Origin of the sequence: Streptosporangium sp. CA-135522 (assembly GCF_050949235.1) — a bacterium.
Classification (GTDB): domain Bacteria; phylum Actinomycetota; class Actinomycetes; order Streptosporangiales; family Streptosporangiaceae; genus Streptosporangium.
Map to the genome: position 1 here is coordinate 6,904,321 of NZ_CP192026.1, position 18,880 is coordinate 6,923,200.

Consider the following 18,880-nt stretch of genomic DNA (forward strand, 5'->3'; position numbering starts at 1 on the left):
ACGCACCACGCCACCAGACGCGCCGCCGTACCGGGCCGGTTTCCGGGAAGGGACGCCGAGACCGGCTTCGACTTTCGCGTTCGATCAGGCGGCGCGCCGCTTCGAGGCGTGGATGAGCGCGTGCAGCACGTCGGGCCTGTTGGTGATGATGCCGTCCACCCGATAGGAGATCAGGCGGCGCATGATCTCCGGATCGTCCACGGTCCAGGCGAAGACCTCCATGTGATGGTCATGGACGCGCCGGACGTAGTCCGGGGTGAGATCGTCGTATGGCGGGTTGATCCGGCCGGCGAAGTCCGCCAGCTCCGGAAGTCGCGCGGTCGTCGGCGTGCCGAGCAGGCCGATCTCGACCTGGGGCATGGCCCGGTGGAAGACGCGCATCGAGTCCCAGTCGAACGACTGCACGATCAGCCGGCCGGGATTCAACCACGAGGGGTTGCGCCGTAGCTCGTCGGCGACACGGGCCTCGATGCCCTGGTAGAGCTGGGGCGCCTTGATCTCCAGCAGGAGACCGAGCCGACTGCCGCCCATCGTGCGCAGCGTCTCTCCGAGTGTGGGCACCGGTTCACCCTTGTACTTCGAGGAGAACCATGAGCCCGCGTCCAGCCGGCGGATCTCCGCGAGCGTCAGGTCACCGACCCGCCAGGGCGCTCGATCCGGGAAGACCCTTTCGACGTCGGTGGTGCGGGCCAGCGTCGTATCGTGCATCAGGACCAGCTCGTGATCCCTGGTCTCCTGCACATCGAGCTCGAACATGTCGGCGTGTCGCTCGTGTGCCGTCTCGAAGGCCGCGATGGTGTTCTCCGGCGCGTACGCGGACGCCCCGCGGTGGGCGACATTGGCGATCGGCGGTGGCGGTGGCGGTGGCGGTGCGGCGGTCGCCGTGGGGACGAGCGCCGCCAGGGCCGCCAGTGTGGTCGTGATGATGAGGCCGAGTCGTCGCGGCATGGGGTTCCTCGGGTTCGGGGAGACGACCTACGACTCGAACTTGACGGTCATGCGTGACCTCTGGTTGATGGCCGGGTAACCCGTTGATGCCGGGCAGGTGAGCATTCGTTGCGGGCCGGCCACCGTCCTCGCTCGATTCACGGGCCGGGGCGCGGTCAGGGTCCGCGAGGAGAGACCGCGAGCCGGGACGAAGGCGCCCCCGCTCGCCGTGCCGATGCTCGACACCGCCGCTTCGGCGACGCTGCTCTGGCGCCGTGACCGGCCGTTCACCGTCCTGACGTTCACGTTGGCCTGCCACCTTGTGGCCGCCGTGATCGGCCAGGTCCCCTGGACCGGCGTGGCGGCGACGTGCGCGCTGTGTTCCGTCGGCCGGTGCGGCACGCCGCGGCGTGCCCGGATCGCGGCGATAGCGGTGGACGTCGCCGTCGCCGCCCAGCGTCAGCTCGGCGTGCGCGATCAGGCCGTTGTCACCGGGCAGGACCGTGTGCCTGGCGAAGCCGAAAGTACGGCAGAGCCACTCGATCAGGCTGGTGCGTCCTTGTACCCGATGATCGGATAAATGCTGCTCATGGCCGCATCGCCGGGCTGTGGCCGTAGTCGGCGAGCGTGATGGAGTCCGCCTTCTGCGCGGCCTTGGCCATCAGACCGCGAAGGGGGCGCGAGGTCATCATCCTGACCGACAGGTTGCGCATCCGGATGGCCATATGGCTCTGGGGAAGGAATCCGCCGACCCCGCCTGGCGGCAGCTTCTGGCATTCGGCGACGTAGGGCCGCATCACCTCCTCGTAGCGGGCGAAAGCCGTACGGTGCTCGCCCCCGGCCGCTGCCAGCTCACCGGCCAGCACGTACGCGCCGACCAGCGCCATCGCGGTGCCGTTGCCCGACAGCGGTGATCCGCAGTATCCCGCGTCGCCGAGCAGCACGACACGCCCGCGCGACCAGCTCTCCATGCGCACCTGGCTGATCGTGTCGAAGAAAAAGTCGGGCGCCTGCGGCATCGCCGCGAGCAGGCTTGGGGTGTGCCATCCCACATCGGCGAACCGTTCACGGAGGATCTGCTGCTGCTGGGCGGCATCGCGCCGGTCGTAGACCAGGTCGGTGGCGGTGAAGCTGAACATCGCCTTGGCACTGCGCCTGCCATCAGGCCGGATGGCGGCTAGGCGGCCGCCTGGCGCGCTGTGCAGCAGGAACCAGTGGCCGAGCGTGAGGTCGTCGACCGGGATGGAGAAGTAGGCGGTGTAGGCGCCGAGGTGCTTGACGAACTGCTGCTCGGGGCCGAAGGCCAGCCTGCGGACGTTGGAGTGCAGCCCGTCAGCGCCGACCACCAGGTCGAACCTGCGCTGCGCCGCGCGTTCGAAGGAGACCACGACGCCGTCGCCTGACTCGGTGAGCGCGGTGATGGAGTCGTCGAAGAGGTACTCCACGCCCTGCTGGGCCGTGCCGTACAGGATCTGGGTCAGGTCGCCGCGCAGGATCTCGATCTCCGCGACGGCGCCTTCACCGCCGAACAGATCGACCGGCATGCTGGCCTGCCGCCGGCCGTTCTCGTCGACGTAGGCCAGGCCACGCTCGTCCACCCGCGCGGAGAGGATCTGCGGCATGACCCCCATACGTTCGGCCACCTCGCGTGCCACTCCGCGCAGGTCCACGGCGTGGCCGCCTGGCCGGGGGGCGGGTGCCCGCTCGACTACGGTGACGGAGAAACCGTGGCGGGGAAGCCAGTGAGCCAGGGCCAGCCCGGCGATGCTGCCACCGGAGATGAGGATGTTCTTCAAGGGAATCCCTGCTTTCAGAGGTTGTCGAGGAAGCCGAAGACGGCGGTGATCTGGTCGTTGTCATTGATCACGGCGACGCTGAATCCGGCCACAGGCCCGAACTCCCAGGAGAACCTGGCCACGTTGTGGTGGGCGTCGACCGTGCCGGCGAGGCTGAAGGCGAAGTCGGGGAACTGGCTCTGCAGGGTGGCGATGGTGGTGTCGACGGCGTCTCGACCCTTGGCCAGCCCCATGGGATCGAGATAGGTCGCGTTCTCGTCCCAGATCTCGTCGATCGCGACACGGCGGGCGGCCGGATTCTTCTCGTTCCAGCTGGCGAAGTAGCGCTCCACCAACTCCCTGGTGTTCCTCATGGGAGAGGACGCTACGCAGCGCACCGGACCTGCGAATCAGTCATCAATTGGGTAATCGATACTTAATGCCATGCTGTGCGGGCGAGGGTATGAAAAGTCGGTCATCGAGCGGCTGCTGGGTGACGCGGTCGCGGGTGGCGGCGGAGCGCTCATCGTCCGCGGTGAGCCGGGAATCGGGAAGACCGCGCTGCTCGACCACGCCGTCGCGGCCGCCGAGGGGATACGGATCATCCGCGCCACCGGCATCGAAGCCGAGGCCGACCTACCCTTCGCCGCGCTCCACCTCCTGCTCCGCCCCGTGCTCGACCGGGCCGACGGTCTCCCGGAACCGCAACGCCTGGCGCTGCGAGGCGCTTTCGGGCTCGCGCCCGTCACCTCGGCCGACCGCTTCCTCATCGGCTTGGCCGTGCTCTCGCTGCTGTCAGAGGTGGCCGAGGACCGGCCGCTCCTGTGCGTGATCGACGACGCGCACTGGCTGGACCGGGCCTCGGCCGACGCGTTGCTGTTCGCCGCCAGGCGACTGGGGTCGGACGGGATCGTGCTGCTCTTCGCCACCCGCGATGCCGCGGTGACCCCCGGACTGGACGAAGTACGGCTGGCCGCGCTGAGCGTGGAGGACTCGGCTGCGCTGCTGTCCGGGCGAGCTGCGGAGCTCAGCCCGATGGCGCGCTACCGCATCCTGGCCGAGGCGGCGGGCAACCCGCTGGCGCTGCTGGAACTGCCCACCGAGGCTTCCCCCACCGGCGACTTTCCCCTGACCCAGCGGGTACAGGACGCCTTTCACGCCCAGGTCGAGCGGCTGCCGGAGCAGGCCAGGCTGCTGCTGCTCGTCGCGGCCAGCGACCCCAGCCCCGACCTGGAGGTGGTGCTGGCCGCGGGCAAGGTACTCGGCGCCTCCCCCGAAGCGCTCGACGCGGCCGAGGGGCTGATCAGGGTCAGCGAGGGCGTGGTGGCGTTTCGCCATCCGCTGGTCAGGGCGGCCGTCTACCGGGGGGCGCCGCCCGTTCTGCGCCTGGCCGTGCACGCCGCGCTCGCCGAGACGCTCATCTCACCCGCCGACGCCGATCGCCGTGCCTGGCATCTGGCGTCCGCGGCGACAGGGCCGGACGAGCGGGCCGCCGCCGAACTGGAGCGCACCGCCGTACGCGCTGGAGAACGTAGCGGTTTCGGCTCCGCGGCCGTCGCCTACGCCCGCGCCGCACGGCTGACCTCCGACCGGACAGAACGCACGCGCAGGAACGTCCTGGCCGCCGAGGCGGCAGTCGAGGCAGGCGACCTCGATCTGGCCGACGAGCTCGCCGAGATGGCGGCCAGGCAGGCCGCCCCACCGCAGCTGCGGACCAGGATCGCCATGACCCGGTCGACGGTGAACTCGGCGCGTGGTCGGCTGCGCACCGCGCACGGGCTGCTGCTCGAGGCGGCCGACCTGGAGCCGGAAGGCTCGATCTGGTCGCTGATGGGAAGTATGTTCCTGGCGTGGAACTCCGGGGAGAACGATCTCGCCAGCAGAACGCTCGAACGGCTGACCGCGCTTCGCCCGGCTCCGGACGATCCGCTCACCCCGGTCCTGCAGCTGACCATCTGGTCGGTCAACCTGCAGCTCGGCCTGCCCTCCACCGGCCTGCCGCCCCTTCCCGAGGTCACCCGCGCCGCCCTCCGGCTGGAGATCAGCGGCCTGCCCGCCCTCATGCTGATCCGCGGCGCCGGGCTGGCGATGGGACACGACGCGAAGATCAGCGAGCTGTCCGCCGCCACAGTGAGCGAGCTGCGCGCCCAGGGCCGCATCGGCCTGCTGCCCGCCGCCCTCACCTACCTGGCCACCGCCCAGGTGCTTCTCGGCCAGTACGGCGAAGCCCTGAGCAACGCCGAGGAAGGGCTGCGGATCGCCCGGGACACCTCCCAGGCCGAATGGGCCGGCCAGGCGAGCTCCATCCTGGCCTATGTCGCCGCGATCCAGGGTGACGAGCAACGCTGCGCCTCCTACGCGGAGACCGCGGGTTCCGTCGCCGTCGCGGCCAGTCGCTGGTCGCTGGCCCTGCTCGACCTCGGGTACGGCAGAGCCGAGCAGGCGCTGTCGCAACTGGACAGCCTGGCCGCGAACGCGATGCACTGCCAGCTTCCTGTCATGCGCAGCACGCCGGACCTGATCGAGGCCGCGGTACGGGTGGGACAACTGCCGAGCGCGCGTGCCGCTCTCGCCCGGTTCGAGGCTTGGGCCGCGCGCATCGGGCTGGCCTGGAGCGATGCACTGGTCGCCCGATGCCAGGCCCTGGTCGACGGCCTGGAGGAGCACTACGTGACGGCGCTGAAGCTCCATGCCCAGGACAACCGCCTCTTCGACCAGGCCCGTACCCACCTGCTCTACGGTGAGTGGCTGCGCAGGGCTCGCCGCAAGGCCGACGCCCGCGGACACCTGCAGACCGCGCTGAACACCTTCGAACACCTGGGCGCCGTCCCCTGGTCCGATCGCGCTCGCGCGGAGCTCAACCTCATCGGGATGACCACCACCCCGGCCCGCAGCGTGGACGCGGTGCGCCTCACCCCGCAGGAGCTCCAGATCGTCCGGCTCGCCGCCCAGGGAATGTCGAACCGCGACATCGCCGCCCAGCTCTTCCTCAGCCATCGCACCGTCGGCCACCACCTGTACAAGGCGTATCCCAAGCTCGGCATCGCCACACGAGGCGAACTGACCACCCTCGACCTCGCCTAGGGCGACCGGGCCGGCCATGACGGGGACTGTACGGATAGCCGGACACACCCTTGGACGGGATCATCTGCGGGCCCAGGGCGTGCCGGTCAAGGATGAGGACGCCGCCCCGGCGGATGGTCGCCCTTCGACAGGCGTTCGGCTCCCCGAACACCTACCGAGGCAGGAAGAACGACGCTCAGCAAGTCACGTCACAACCTGGAGGCCTTGGCGCCAGGTGGGGTGCGTCGGGTGCCAGCCCAGTTCGCGCTTGGCCTTGGCGTTGGATGCGCCGCGCAATTCGGTCATGAGCACGACGCCGGCCTGTCCGGCGGCCAGCCGTCCGATGAACCGCGGTACGCGCATCGGTTTCTTGGCGCCCAGCATCGCTGCCAGTTCCGGCAGCCATTCGGCGACCGGGGCGGGGTCGTCATCGACGATGTTGTAGACACCGCGGCCGCCGTTCTCCACGGCTGCGACCGTGGCTTCGGCGGCGTCGGCGATGTGGACGAACGACCACACCCCGCCGCCACCGCCGACGATCGGGAACTTGCGTTTGCGGATCATCTCGAGCTGCTCGGAGCCTGGCGCCATGGAGGTGCCGGGTCCGTAGAACGCGCCGTAGCGCAGCACGATCCCTTCGATCCGGGCGGCGCCCAGCACGGCCTTCTCCAAGTGCTCGATCGCGGCGATCATCGGGGCCATCTGGCCGACCGGTGAGCGATCCAGGGGGTCTTGTTCGCTCTTGACCGGCCCGCCGGTCCGGGTGTAGGTGAACGCGCCGTTGCTCGCGGCGACGAACCGTCGTACTCCTGTGGCGCGTGCGGCCGCGAGCAGGTTGTCGGTGCCCTCGATCCGCAGCCGGTCGGTGGCGGCGAAGCTGCGTTCGAAATGGCGGGTGTCGATGTGCCCGATGGCGGTCAACTGGTGAACGATCACCTCCGGGGCCGCCTGGCGCACGGCCGCCTCGACCTGGGCGCGATCGAGCGCATCGGCGATGACCGGTACCGCGCCCAGCTGTGATGCCCTGGCCTTGCCGGACTCGCTGCGGATCATGGCGAACACCTCGTGTCCCGCATCGACCAGACGCGGCACCAGTTCCTTGCCCATCGCTCCGGTCGCTCCTGCCACCAGCACTCTCATCGTCGGCTCCCTTGCTGTCCGGTTCGGATTCGTCACTTGAACCGGATGGCCCGCCGTTTCCTGACAGGAACCGCACGTGATACACGTCACATCACGAGCAGGGGCTCCCCATGGTGGGCCGCCGCCCATTGCTCGGTCGCGCGTTCGAGCTTGTCGGGGTTTGCCTGGGTACGGCAGGCAGTGATGCCCTCGGCGGTGACCTCCAGGCACATGATGGCGACGACCCGGCCTTCCACGACGACCACAACGGCGGGTTCGCCATTGGCTGCCCAGGCGTATATCTCGGGCGAGCCGCCGACGATGGCGCGCTTGGCCTCGGCGGGCTTGAACATGGCCCACACGAACTTCGCGACCGCGACGGCTCCCTCGAACGCCTTGGTGCGTGCCGGAACCTTCCCTCCGCCGTCGCCGATGGAGATGGCGTCCTTGGTGAGCAGGCGTACGAGCTCATCGGTCTGGCCACTGGTGGCGGCCGCGAGGAACTCCTCGACGATCCGCTGGGCGGCGGCCTCGTCGATTTCGCTGCGGGCTTTGCCGTACGCGACATGCTTCTTGGCACGGTGAAAGATCTGCTGGCTGGCGGCCTCGGTGATGTCGAGGATCTCGGCGATCTCCCGGTGCGGGTAGTCGAAGGCCTCCCGCAGCACGTACACGGCCCGTTCGTTGGGGGACAGGCGCTCCATGAGGGTGAGGACCGCGTACGAGACCGATTCGCGCTGCTCAGCGGTGTCGGCCGGGCCGAGCATCGGGTCCCCCGCGAGCAGCGGCTCGGGGAGCCATCGGCCCACGTAGGTCTCGCGGCGTGCCCGCGCGGAGGTGAGCTGGTTGAGGCACAGGTTGGTGAGCACCTTCGTCAGCCAAGCCTCGGGGACCTCGACGCGGTCGACGTCGGCGGCCTGCCAACGCAAGAACGTCTCCTGCACGAGGTCCTCTGCCTCGTCCGCGGAGCCGAGGAGACGGTAGGCGATGGCCTCCAGACGGGGCCTCGATAGCTCGAACCGGTCGACGTCATCCACCGTCAAAGGCATGACCTGATCGTATCTCCCGCAGTGCCTCCAGCTGGTCACGGCCCTTCTCGTGGATCGGGGCCATCCGGACAGCGACCACGCCGCCATGCGGCGGTGGGCCGGTGACCGCGGCCGCTGGCCGGAAGGTCACCGCGCTGCGCGGCACCACGGTCGCCCTCGCCGAGGCCGCCGATGCGTTCCTGTCGACCAGCCGCCTGGCCAACCCCGACACCCACCGCGCCTACGCCTCCGTGCTGGTGCCCGAGCGCGGCTTCGCCGTCACCACGCTCACCGACTCCGCGCCCGGCAAGGTGCCGGGCAAACCGGTGACCGACTGGTGCCTGGAGCACCTGCTCGACATCAAGCCGCCGGCCGGACGGCCGGCGCTGCGCGAACCCGCGCCGGGATACGCGGGCAGCTACGACGCGGGGCAGTGGACCTTCGAGGTCGACGAGGCTCTGACGGCGCGATTCATGCTGCGCCCCGAACCGGTGGCCGCGGAAGTGGAGGGCATGCCCGATATGCCGCTCGCACTGGTCGAGGGTTCTGACGACGTGGTGATCGCCGCCGACCCGCAGCGTGTCGTCGGTCGTTTCCTGCGAGACGACGCGGGCGAGATCGCGTTCCTGCACCTGGGCGGCAGGGCGGCCAGGCGGATCCGCTGACCTTCCGGTGCGCTCCGACGACGTTGCGCCACGACCTTCTTCATCCAGCTTCGTCCAGCTTCGTCCAGCGCACCCACGGCGAGGGCCCGCCGAGCAGGCGGGTCCGCCGGTCGCCGTACACGATCAACGGGGAACCGGCCTCGATGTCCTGACGGTCATCGAGGGGATCGGCAGGTCATAGTTCGAAGCGGGCGACGCGGCGGAGTTTGTTGACCGCGTCCAAGGCGGCGACCTTGTAGGACTCGGCCAGCGTCGGGTAGTTGAAAACGGCATCGACGAGGTAGTCGACGGTTCCGCCGCAGCCCATCACGGCCTGGCCGATGTGCAACAGCTCGGTGGCACCGGTGCCGAAGACGTGCACTCCCAGCAGGGCTCTGGTCTCCGGGGAGATCAGCAACTTCAACATGCCGTAGGTGTCACCGATGATCTGCCCCCGCGCCAGCTCGCGGTAACGGGAGATGCCCACCTCGAACGGAATGTGGGAGTGGGTCAGCTCATCCTCGGTGCGGCCGATGAAACTGATCTCCGGAATGGTGTAGATGCCGATCGGCTGCAGGTGGTGGATGCCGTGCAGTGGCTCGCCACAGGCGTGGTGGGCGGCGATGCGGCCCTGCTCCATGGACGTGGCGGCCAGGGACGGAAAGCCGATGACGTCACCGACGGCGTAGATGTGCTCCACGGCGGTGCGGTAGTGCTCGTCCACGTCGATGCGGCCCCGGTCGTCGGCCGTCAGGCCCGCGCACTCCAACGCCAGCCCGTCGGTCATGCCGTGCCGACCGGCCGAATACATGACCGTCTCCGCCGGAATCTTCTTGCCGCTCTCCAGCACGGTCAACGCACCACGCGAGCGTTTCTCCACCGCGGCGACGGTCTCATCGAAGCGGAAGGTCACCGCCAGATCCCGCAGGTGATACTTCAACGCCTCCACGATCTCCAGGTCGCAGAAGTCCAGCATCCGCTCCCGCCGCTCCACCACCGTCACCTTGGTGCCCAGCGCGGCGAACATCGAGGCGTACTCGATCCCGATCACCCCGGCCCCGACCACCACCATCGAATCCGGCACCTCCCGCAGGTGCAGGATGCCGTCGGAGTCGACGATCGTGTGCTCGTCGAACTCCACCGTCGCCGGACGCGCCGGACGGGTCCCGGTCGCGATGATGATCTTCTCGGCGGTGATCTTGACCTCATGCCCCTTGTCGTCCACCACCGCGACCGTGTGCGGATCGACGAAGCGGCCCAACCCCTGCAGCACCGCCACGTGGTTGCGGGCGAGCTGGCTACGGATCACGTCGATCTCCCGGCCGATCACATGCTGGGTACGGATTCCCAGGTCAGCGGCCGTGATCTCGTCCTTCACCCGATAGCTCTGGCCGTACATGCCGCGCTGGTTGAGGCCGGTCAGGTGGATCACGGCCTCGCGTAGCGTCTTGGAGGGGATGGTGCCGGTGTTGATGCAGACGCCACCGATCATGTTGCGGCGTTCGACCACCGCGACACGTCGTTCGAGCTTGGCCGCGGCGATCGCGGCCTTCTGACCACCCGGCCCGGACCCCAGGATGAGAACATCGAAGTCCCACATAAGACTCAGTGTGAACTCCGAATGCGCCCCCGGCCAGGCCCGCGACGCCGGGCCGGAGACCGGCCGCGGAGCGCGTGGGCGGCCGCGCACAGGATGGTCAGCCCGACCACGACCAGCAGGACCCGGTAGTCGACGAGCGACACCAGCACCGCGCCCGCGACCAGGGAAAGCAGCTGGGTGCCCCCGGCCATCGCCTCGAAGGCGGTGGAGACCCGGCCGATGAGGTGGCCGGGGCTGCGGCGTTGCACGAGGGTCATCCTGGCCACACCCGCGAGGGTCAGGCCGGCGCCCGCCGTCGTCATGGCGCCCAGCATGACCGTCTCGACGGGAATCGTCCACAACATGACCGCCGCGCCGTACAGGGCGATGCCCGTGCCGATCGCGGGCAGCTCGCCCCGGCGCGCGATCACCGCGGGCGCGCACAGCCCGCCGACGATCGCCCCCACGCCCATCGCGGTGGAGGTGAAGGCGGTGAACTCCGGGTTCCTGCCGAGACCGTTCTCGATGACCGCGAAGATCAGTGACTCGGTCGCCCCCGCCAGTGTGAACATCAGGCAGAACGCCCCGGCCGCGCGGCGCAGGAACGGGTCGGCGGCCAGGTGCCGCGCGCCGGCCGACAGTTCCTCTCGCCGGCGGCCACGCGCCACGGTCGAGACGAGGGGCGGTTTCGGCAGGACCGCGAAGGCCGTCGCGGCGACGAGGAAGGTGACCGCGTCGAGCAGGACGACCGCGCCGATGCCGAAGCCCGTGTAGACGGCCACGCCCAGCAGCGGCCCGATCAGGCGCAACCCCTGCCTGGCCGTCTGGAGAGCGCCGTTGGCCTCGGCGAGGAGATGCTCGGGCAGGATGCTCTTCAGCAGGCCGCTGAGAGCTCCGGACACCGCCGCGTACGAACAACCCATGACCGTCGAAGTCAGGTAGACCAGCCAGAAGGTCTCCGGACCGGTCACCGCGGTCAGCGGGGTGATCGCGACCCCCGACACCAGGCATGTGGCGATCAGGAATCTCCGGCGGTCGACCCGGTCGATCACATAGCCCAGCAAGGGCGACAGGCATAGCGGAAGGGTGAAGAAGAACAGTGTCAGCCCCGCGGCGCCGTCCGAACCGGTGAGCTTTTTGGCCAGGATCGCCGGGATCAGCAGTAGTGACGCGTCCCCCAGGAGGCTGGTCGCCATCCCGGAGTAGATGAGCAGGAACCGGGGTTCGCGCAGGACCGCCCGCATCACCGATGAGCGGTGAGCCGCCGTACGGCCCGCCCGGTGGGGAACACCGGGATGGCGCTGTGGACCATGGCGAACGTCTCGAGACCGGGAACGATCACTGTCAGCACCGGGCACCTGTCGTGTGCGGGGTTCCAGCGGAAGGAGTAGGCCGAGAATCCGGCACGCTCCAGTGTCTGCAGGATCGCGCCGATCTGCCCGTCGACGTCCGCGACCTGTCCCTCTCCGTCTCTTTCCGGCCCGTGCCCACCGTCTCTTTCCGGCCCGTGCCCACCGGCACTTTCCGGTTCCGCGCCGGACAACCGCGCGTCGCACGACAGGCGGCCGATCAGCGGAGCGGGGTCGAGCCTGGCGCATCGTTCCAGCAGCGGCCATCGTCGCAGGCCCTCCAGCCTGCGGTCGAGCGTCAGGTCCACGCCGAGCGACATGTTGAACGAGGACTGGACGACCTCGGTGAGCGCGCGCTCCACGGCGTAGTCGGGGCTGAGGGAGGCGCCGGAGCCGATCACCCCGGGGTACGGCCCGGCACGCGAGGAAAGCGCGCAATAGACGGGGATGCCCAGGTCGGAGGTGATGTCGATGATGAGAGGAGGCGAGCCGAGCAAGGTCGTCGCCTCCCGGTGGAGGCGGCGCAGGTCCGGTGGGAGGACATGGGGGGCGAGCGCGGAGATGCGCGAGCGCCCGTCGAGATACCAGTCGAGAAGGGCGTGGGACAGCGCGTCCCGCTCGACGACCTCCAGCAGGCCGTGCAGGACCGCCTCCGGCTCGGTGACCCCGGTGGCCGTGCCGCTGTCGTAGGCGTAGCGAAGGTAGGGCTCGTAGCGAAGGTCGTCACCGGGGATCGGGTGGCTGCGGCAGGACGGCGACCGGGCGAAGGCCGGATACCACAGGACGGCCCGTCCCGGGGTGAGGGGTTCGGCGCGCAGGCAGGCGAGGTCGATGTCCGGATAGTCACGGGCGAGCCGGTGGATCATCTCCTCGCCGCGCAGCTCCGGCTGGGCGACCACCTCGGCGACGGGCAGGGCTCGCGCCCGCCGGCGGTCACCGGCGAGCGCGGCCTGGCCTTCCTCGTGCTGAAGGTGCTGCCATGCCTCGAACAGCGCGCTCACCCTGCTCTGCGCACCGGCCCCCTTGCCCAGAGAGGCGGTGCGCACGCGGCCGGCCGAGTCCCGGACGGTGCAGCGGTGCACGGGGAACTCCGCCGAACCGGTGGAGACGAAGTCCGCGAAGAGACCGGAGTCCGCGAACACCGACTCGATGACGGACAGCGCCTCGGCGAGGTCGGCGCGGCGCTCACGCTGGGCGCGCGCCGCCATCGTCAGAGCACGCCCGGAGCGAAGCGCACGGTGAAGAACTGGTCGAGCAGCACCGTCTCGGCGAGTGTGAACGAGAAGCTGTCCTCCAGCTGAAATCCGTCCGGCTTGAGAAGCGACTGGCCGTTGGAGTTGCTGTTGCCCATCGCGCACGCTCCCATCAGATGAGTAGCTGGAATACCCCGATTACTGATCATTCCGACATATGTAATTGATCACGTCAAGAGGATCGAGGGCGCCAGTCCCCCCTATCCAGGTCGAGGGTCTCGGGAGTGTGCAGGCGAACCATGGTGCGGGCCACACCGGCCGGGATACGAGCGGGGGTGAGCAGCGACACCACGACCATGACGGCGAAGGCGACGGGCACCGTCCAGGCCGCGGGCTGGGCGAGCAGAGCTCCCCTCAGTCCGGTGTACGGCCCCCCGACGATGGTCGTCAGGACCGAACCGCAGGCCAGGCCACCTCCGACGAGCAGCCCGGCCATCGCCCCGACGGAGGTCAGCCGCCGCCACCAGATGCCCAGCACCAGCAACGGGCAGAAGGACGACGCGGCCACCGCGAACGCCAACCCCACCACATCGGCGACCGGCAGCGAGCGGGCCGAGGCGGCCAGGACGAGCGGCACGGCCACCGACAGCAGGGCCGCCACCCGGAACGAGCGCACCCCGCCCTTGAGGATGTCCTGCCCGATGACACCCGCGACCGAGACCGTCAGCCCGGAAGAGGTGGAAAGGAACGCCGCGAACGCCCCCGCCGTCACCAGCGCGGTCAGCACGTCCCCCGCCACCCCGCCGACCAGCCGTCCGGGCAGCGTCAGCACCACCATGTCACTGCCCCGCAGCTCCGGGAGGTAGATGCGACCCAGCGCGCCGTAGACGGCGGGCAACAGGTAGAAGGCGCCGAGCAGTGACAGGACCACCAGTGTCGTACGGCGAGCGGCCCGGCCGTCGGGGTTGGTGTAGAAGCGGACCAGCACGTGCGGCAGGCCCATCGTGCCCAGGAACGTCGCCATGATCAGCGAGTAGGTCGAGTAGAGGCCGTACTCCTTGCCGCTGGACAGCGGCAGCGCCCAGGTGGTCGCGTCCTGCGCGCTCAATCCGGGCGCGCCGTCCGAGCGCCAGGCCAGCAGCAGGAACACCAGCGGCACGGCCAGCGCGGTGAGTTTGAGCCAGTACTGGAAGGCCTGCACGAACGTGATCGACCGCATGCCGCCGGACATCACGTTCACCGCGACCACGGCGGCCACCAGCGCTCCCCCGGCCCAGTCCGGGGCGCCGGTGATGGCGCCCAGCACCAGGCCCGCGCTCTGGAACTGCGGCATCAGATACAGCCAGCCGATCAGCACGACCAGCACGCCGGCCAGCCGGCGCACGGCCATCGACTCCAGCCGCGCCTCGGCGAAGTCGGGCAGCGTGTAGGCGCCCGAGCGGCGCAACGGCGCCGAGACCAGGACCAGCAGCACCAGATAGCCGCCGGTCCAGCCGACCGGCAGCCAGAGCATGTCGGCGCCGTAGGCGAGGATCAGCCCGGCGATGCCCAGAAAGCTCGCCGCCGACAGATACTCGCCGCCGATGGCGGAGGCGTTCCACAGCGGGGAGACCGTGCGGGAGGCCACGTAGAAGTCGGAGGTCGTGCGCGACAGCCGGATGCCGAACGCCCCGATCAGCACCGCCGCCAGCACCACCAGCACGACCGCGGTCACACCGTAGGCGGTGTTCATCGAGCTCGATCCACCAGCTCGGCGAAGTGCCGCTCGTTGCGTTCGGCCTGCCGCACATAGAGCCAGGCGCCGATCACGAACGCCGGATAGATCAGGCCGGCCAGCGCCACCCACGGGAGAGGGATGCCCAGCAGCCGGACCTCGCGCAGCTCCGGCACGGTCAGGAACAGCACCGGCAGACCGCCGATCACACAGCCGAGCAGCGTGCAGACGAACAAGGCCAGCCGGAACTGGGTACGGATCAACGAACCCATGTAGACCTCGCCCAGCCGGGTCTGCTCGTCGATCTCACGGGTCACCGGATAGCGGGGATGACGGGCGGCCATCGTGCGGGGACTGGTCACGACCTCCCGGCGCGGCCGGTCTGTCTCCCTCCGCGGCCTCTCCAGCGCGCGAGCCAGCCGGTCGATCTCCCTGCGCCCCCGCTCCGGCCGATCGGTCTCCCTGCGCCCCCGCTCCGCTTCTTTACGGGGCCGTTCCGCCGCCTCCCTACGGGGCCGCTCCACCGCGCGGGCGAACCGGTCGGCCATCCGCCGCCTCGGCTCCGGCTCCGCCTCCTCGTGAGGCTCGGGCCCGCGTCCTTCACGGCTCATTCGGACCGCCCTCTGCGCGCCCGGCGGACCAGAAGATCGCGCAGCTCGCGGGTATGGCGGCGGCTGACCGGGATCTCGGTCTCGCCGATGCGGACCACGCAGCGGCCCGAGTCGATGTGCAGCTCGTCGATGTGCCGGACCGCGACCAGATGGCTGCGGTGCACCCGGACGAACCCGGACGAGGCCCAGCGTTCCTCCAGCGCGGCCAGCGGGATGCGGACCAGGTGACTGCCTGCCGCGGTGTGCAGGCGCGCGTAGTCGCCCTGCGCCTCGACATAGCGGACCTCGGTGCTGGTCACGAAGCGGGTGACACCGCCGAGCTCCACCGGAATGGTGGCGGAGTCGGTACGGCCGGCGGCGTCGTTGTCCGACAGATCGGCCGAGACGCACACCCGCCGGATGGCTTCGGCCAGCCGCTCCGGCCGGACCGGCTTGAGCAGGTAGTCCTCGGCCTTCAGCTCGAAGGCGTCCACCGCGTGTTCCTCGTAGGCGGTCACGAACACCACCCGGGGCGGGTTGACGAACTGCGACAGCAGCCTGCCGAGCACCACCCCGTCCAGGCCGCGCATCCGGATGTCGAGGAAGACCGCGTCGATCGGCCGTCCCTCGGCGATCGCCCGGTCCAGGACGCGCAGCGCGGCGGCTCCGTCCCTGGCCAGGGCGACCTCGCCGATACGAGGGTCGTCGCGCAGCAGGTAGGCCAGGTCCTCCAGGGCAGGGAGCTCATCGTCCACCGCCAGGACGCGCAGGCCGGTCACGGTCACTCCTCCGGTCACTCACATGGAATCCCTAGAGGGTGATGAATCAGACATCAGGTGTCAATAGTTTCGGGTTCCCGAAGGGTGTTGATCAGGGTTCGGTGCCGCCACAGCACCCGGCAGAGCGGCACCATGAGCATCAGCATCACGCCTCCGCTGATCACGAAGACGGCTCGCAGGCCGAACGCCCCGGCCATCAGGCCGCCCGCCAGGGCGCCCGCCGGGATCAACCCCCACAGCAGTGTGCGGATCACGCCCAGAACACGGCCGAACAGATGGGCCGGGATCAGCGCCTGGCGGATCGACATGATGAGGACGTTCCAAACGAGGAGCGAGCCGGCGACGGCGACGGACGCGATCACGAGCGTCGCCACGGACGGGAAGATCCCGAGGAACGTGAAGCCGGCCCCGGAAACGGTCATCGCGACGGCCATCACGGCGGCGCGCGGCCACCGGCGCACCAGCAGGGGCGCGATCAGGCCACCGGCCACCCCTCCCACCCCGGAGGCGAGCGCGAACCAGCCGAAGGCGGCGGCGGGCAGGTGCAGCACGTCCACCACGAACAGCACCAGCACGGCCATCGCGGCCTGGTTCATCCCCGCCGACAACGTGCCGATCAACGTGATGTTCCGCAGCGGCTTGTAGTTCCAGAGCCAGCGCACCCCCTCACCGATCTCCCTGCCCAGGCCGGCCGGACGGTCGGTGACCGGTGCGGCGCTGTAGCGGCCCGGCAGCAGGAGCAGGAGCGCCCCGGCGAGCAGGAAACCCACCGAGTTCGCCAGGAACGGGAGCGCGGCGGCGGCCACGAACAGCGCGCTTCCCACCGGAGCCCCGAGGAAGCTGTCGGTGACGACGGCCGCGGTCTCGACCCGGCCGTTGGCCTTCTCCAGCTGGTCTCGCCGTACCACGGAGGACAGCAGGGAATGGACCGCGTTGTCGTAGAGGGTCTCGACCGTGCCGAGTGCGAAAGCGGCCGCGTAGAGCATCCATATGGCGGCCTGGCCGGTGAGCACCGCCACTGCCAGCAGCCCGACCACCACGGCCCTGACGAACTCGGCGACGACCATCACCTTACGGCGGTCCAGGCGGTCCACCAGCGCTCCGCTGACGATCGCGAACAGCACCCAGGGCAGGAAGGTGAGCGACGACAACGCCGCGACGAGCACCGGGTCGCGGGTCAGGGTCACCGCCAGCAACGGCAGCGCGATCCGGCCGATGCCGTCACCCAGGTTGGACACGGTGCTGGAGGTGAACAGCAGCCAGAAGCGCCGCCCGAGCCCGCCGGGCAACGGGCCCGCGGGCTCGGGAGAGTCGCCCGCTCCGTCTCCCGGCCGCACGAAGGCCTCCGGCGGAGCGGGGAATTCCGGCCGCGCGGAGGCCTCCGGCGGGACAGGGGATCGCGGCGCGGAGGCCTCCGGCGGAGCGGGGAACTCCGGCACGGAGACTCGCGGCGGTGTGGCGGATGCCGGCGCCGAGACTCGCGGCGGGGCTGCGGACGGCGCGGGCGCCACGTCGGATCCGGGATCTTCCGGTATCGGGTCGACGGCGCTTTCAGGTGTGGTGTTCATGGTTTCTCCGATGGGGGTCGCGTCCTCGGGATCTCGGCGATTCCGGAGGTCGGGCGGGCCTGGGACGGCGGCTCGTCAGTGGGCGGAGACACCGGGGTGATACTTCGGCAGGCGGACACTGACCTTCGTGCCCGCTCCCTTTCCCGTCTCGACCGTCAGGCCGTACTCGTCGCCGTAGACCTGACGTAACCGTTCGTCCACATTGGCCAGGCCCACTCCCCCGGCCCCGGAGCGCTCGTCGGCGTCGCCGGCCAGGATGCGGCGCAGCCGCTCGGGCTCCATTCCGACGCCGTCGTCCTCCACGCTGATCCGGCACTCGGCGCCCGCGTCCTCGGCGATGATCGAGATACGGCCGACGCCGGACTTGCTCTCCAAGCCGTGCCGTACGGCGTTCTCCACCAGCGGTTGCAGACACAGGAACGGCACCGCGACCGGCAGCACCTCGGGGGCGATCCGCAGCGTCACCTGGAGCTGGTCGCCGAAGCGGGCACGCTCCAGGGTGAGGTAACGGTCGATGGAACGCAGCTCCTCGGCCAGTGTGGTGAACTCACCGTGCCGCCGGAAGGAGTAGCGGGTGAAGTCGGCGAAGTCCAGCAGCAGCTCGCGGGAGCGGTCGGGGTCGGAGCGGACGAAGCTCGCGATCGTCGTCAGCGAGTTGTAGATGAAGTGCGGGGAGATCTGCGCGCGCAGCGCGCGGACCTCGGCCTCCATCAGCCTCGTCCTGGAGCGGTCGAGTTCGGCCAGCTCAAGCTGGGAATCCACCCAGTTCGCCACCTCGTGGGCGGCACGCACCAGGCCGGCCGAGGCGTGGCCGCCGTAGGCGGCCAGCGAGCCGACCACCCGGCCGTCGGTGGTGAGCGGCACCACGACCGCGAATCTGATCGGGCATTCGGGGGTCTCGCACGAGACGACCTCCGGGCCGAGCACCTGGGTTCGGCCGCCGGAGAGGGTCTTGGCGGCGTGCGCGAAGGCCTCCCTGGCGTGATGGTCGTCCTCGCCGTCGTAGACCAGCAGCCGCTCGCCGTCGGTGATCGCCAGCGCCGGGGAGCCGAGCAGCTCGCGCAGATGACGGGAGGCCTTCTGGGTGCCCGCCTCGGTCAGTCCGGCCCGTAGCGGCGGCGCGGCGAGTGAGGCGGTGTGCAGGGTCTCGAACGTGGCCCGCTCGGCCGGGCTGCTGCCCAGTTCCCGCCTGCCACGCAGCACTCTCCACAGCACCAGGGCCGGGACACCGACCAAAGTGGTGATCAACAGCACGGCGACGACGGGTTCCACGCCCCGGACCTTATCTGTCCGGGCTCGCGAGCGCCTCCTCTCCACGCACCGCGTCGGCGCACCCGGTGGCGGGATCGAATCCGGGTGGCTGAGAACGTCTTTCACCCCGGCCCTTTACATTGTAGATCAAAAAGACGCATGACGGACCCGTCCGGCCTTCACCCCCCCCCAGCCCCGTCCCGGGCACGCAGGCGGCCCTTCCACCGCCTCCTTTTCGACGGACACCCTTTCGGGGATGAACCCCTGATCTCAGATGTCCGTCAAACCGGATCAAAACCAC

General features: G+C 69.9%; 17 protein-coding genes. 3 read left to right on the forward strand and 14 right to left on the reverse strand.

Translation table 11 applies throughout. The features are described from left to right. Positions 1 to 84 precede the first annotated feature (84 nt). Positions 85 to 948, reverse strand: a complete 864-nt coding sequence (locus ACQPYK_RS32985) for a glycerophosphodiester phosphodiesterase (RefSeq protein ID WP_433239606.1) — start codon at positions 946 to 948, stop codon at positions 85 to 87. 208 nt (positions 949 to 1,156) lie between these two features. Between ACQPYK_RS32985 and ACQPYK_RS32990 the strand changes: the two genes are divergently transcribed. After that, a complete protein-coding gene (locus tag ACQPYK_RS32990) occupies positions 1,157 to 1,507 on the forward strand; it encodes a hypothetical protein (protein WP_433239609.1) in 351 nt (116 codons plus the stop codon). A 7-nt stretch (positions 1,508 to 1,514) separates the two neighbouring features. Here ACQPYK_RS32990 and ACQPYK_RS32995 read toward each other — a convergent pair whose 3' ends face one another. Further along, positions 1,515 to 2,723: an FAD-dependent monooxygenase gene (locus ACQPYK_RS32995; RefSeq protein ID WP_433239612.1), complete on the reverse strand. Its 1,209-nt coding sequence runs from the start codon at positions 2,721 to 2,723 to the stop codon at positions 1,515 to 1,517. Between the two features lie 14 nt (positions 2,724 to 2,737). After that, a complete protein-coding gene (locus ACQPYK_RS33000; protein WP_433239615.1) occupies positions 2,738 to 3,076 on the reverse strand; it encodes a nuclear transport factor 2 family protein in 339 nt (112 codons plus the stop codon). 70 nt (positions 3,077 to 3,146) lie between these two features. On the opposite strand from ACQPYK_RS33000, the gene ACQPYK_RS33005 reads away from it, so the two are divergent. Further along, complete coding sequence (locus ACQPYK_RS33005) at positions 3,147 to 5,786, forward strand: AAA family ATPase (RefSeq protein WP_433239618.1); 2,640 nt, start codon at positions 3,147 to 3,149, stop codon at positions 5,784 to 5,786. A 183-nt stretch (positions 5,787 to 5,969) separates the two neighbouring features. Here the strand turns inward: ACQPYK_RS33005 and ACQPYK_RS33010 are convergent, their stop codons facing one another. Continuing rightward, positions 5,970 to 6,905: an NAD-dependent epimerase/dehydratase family protein gene (locus ACQPYK_RS33010; protein WP_433239621.1), complete on the reverse strand. Its 936-nt coding sequence runs from the start codon at positions 6,903 to 6,905 to the stop codon at positions 5,970 to 5,972. 86 nt (positions 6,906 to 6,991) lie between these two features. Beyond that, entirely contained in the window at positions 6,992 to 7,933 is a 942-nt protein-coding gene (locus ACQPYK_RS33015; RefSeq protein WP_433239623.1) for an RNA polymerase sigma-70 factor, read from the reverse strand. 101 nt (positions 7,934 to 8,034) lie between these two features. On the opposite strand from ACQPYK_RS33015, the gene ACQPYK_RS33020 reads away from it, so the two are divergent. Further along, on the forward strand, positions 8,035 to 8,577 hold the full coding sequence (locus tag ACQPYK_RS33020; RefSeq protein WP_433239626.1) for a hypothetical protein: 543 nt from the start codon (positions 8,035 to 8,037) through the stop codon (positions 8,575 to 8,577). A 175-nt stretch (positions 8,578 to 8,752) separates the two neighbouring features. Here the strand turns inward: ACQPYK_RS33020 and sthA are convergent, their stop codons facing one another. The 9 genes from sthA to ACQPYK_RS33065 form a co-directional block, all read right to left on the reverse strand. Beyond that, a complete protein-coding gene (gene sthA, locus ACQPYK_RS33025) occupies positions 8,753 to 10,156 on the reverse strand; it encodes a Si-specific NAD(P)(+) transhydrogenase (protein ID WP_433239629.1) in 1,404 nt (467 codons plus the stop codon). 5 nt (positions 10,157 to 10,161) lie between these two features. Further along, positions 10,162 to 11,379 (reverse strand): MFS transporter, encoded by a 1,218-nt coding sequence (locus tag ACQPYK_RS33030; RefSeq protein ID WP_433258983.1) that lies wholly within the window; start codon positions 11,377 to 11,379, stop codon positions 10,162 to 10,164. Then, positions 11,379 to 12,692 carry a YcaO-like family protein gene (locus ACQPYK_RS33035; protein WP_433239632.1) on the reverse strand — a complete coding sequence of 438 codons (1,314 nt, stop codon included), beginning with the start codon at positions 12,690 to 12,692 and terminating at the stop codon, positions 11,379 to 11,381. The genes ACQPYK_RS33030 and ACQPYK_RS33035 overlap by 1 nt, the downstream gene beginning before the upstream one ends. Positions 12,693 to 12,694: 2 nt before the next feature. Continuing rightward, complete coding sequence (locus tag ACQPYK_RS33040; protein ID WP_433239635.1) at positions 12,695 to 12,835, reverse strand: hypothetical protein; 141 nt, start codon at positions 12,833 to 12,835, stop codon at positions 12,695 to 12,697. 74 nt (positions 12,836 to 12,909) lie between these two features. Next, a complete protein-coding gene (locus tag ACQPYK_RS33045; protein ID WP_433239638.1) occupies positions 12,910 to 14,409 on the reverse strand; it encodes a cation acetate symporter in 1,500 nt (499 codons plus the stop codon). Then, on the reverse strand, positions 14,406 to 15,002 hold the full coding sequence (locus ACQPYK_RS33050) for a hypothetical protein (protein ID WP_433239640.1): 597 nt from the start codon (positions 15,000 to 15,002) through the stop codon (positions 14,406 to 14,408). Before ACQPYK_RS33050 ends, ACQPYK_RS33045 begins: the two co-directional genes overlap by 4 nt. Then, positions 14,999 to 15,760: a LytR/AlgR family response regulator transcription factor gene (locus ACQPYK_RS33055; protein ID WP_433239643.1), complete on the reverse strand. Its 762-nt coding sequence runs from the start codon at positions 15,758 to 15,760 to the stop codon at positions 14,999 to 15,001. Before ACQPYK_RS33055 ends, ACQPYK_RS33050 begins: the two co-directional genes overlap by 4 nt. 53 nt (positions 15,761 to 15,813) lie before the next feature. Beyond that, positions 15,814 to 17,097 (reverse strand): MFS transporter, encoded by a 1,284-nt coding sequence (locus ACQPYK_RS33060; protein ID WP_433239646.1) that lies wholly within the window; start codon positions 17,095 to 17,097, stop codon positions 15,814 to 15,816. 306 nt (positions 17,098 to 17,403) lie between these two features. Continuing rightward, the gene (locus ACQPYK_RS33065; protein WP_433239649.1) at positions 17,404 to 18,600 is read right to left on the reverse strand and encodes a sensor histidine kinase; all 1,197 of its coding nucleotides are present in this window, start codon (positions 18,598 to 18,600) and stop codon (positions 17,404 to 17,406) included. Positions 18,601 to 18,880: the final 280 nt, after the last annotated feature.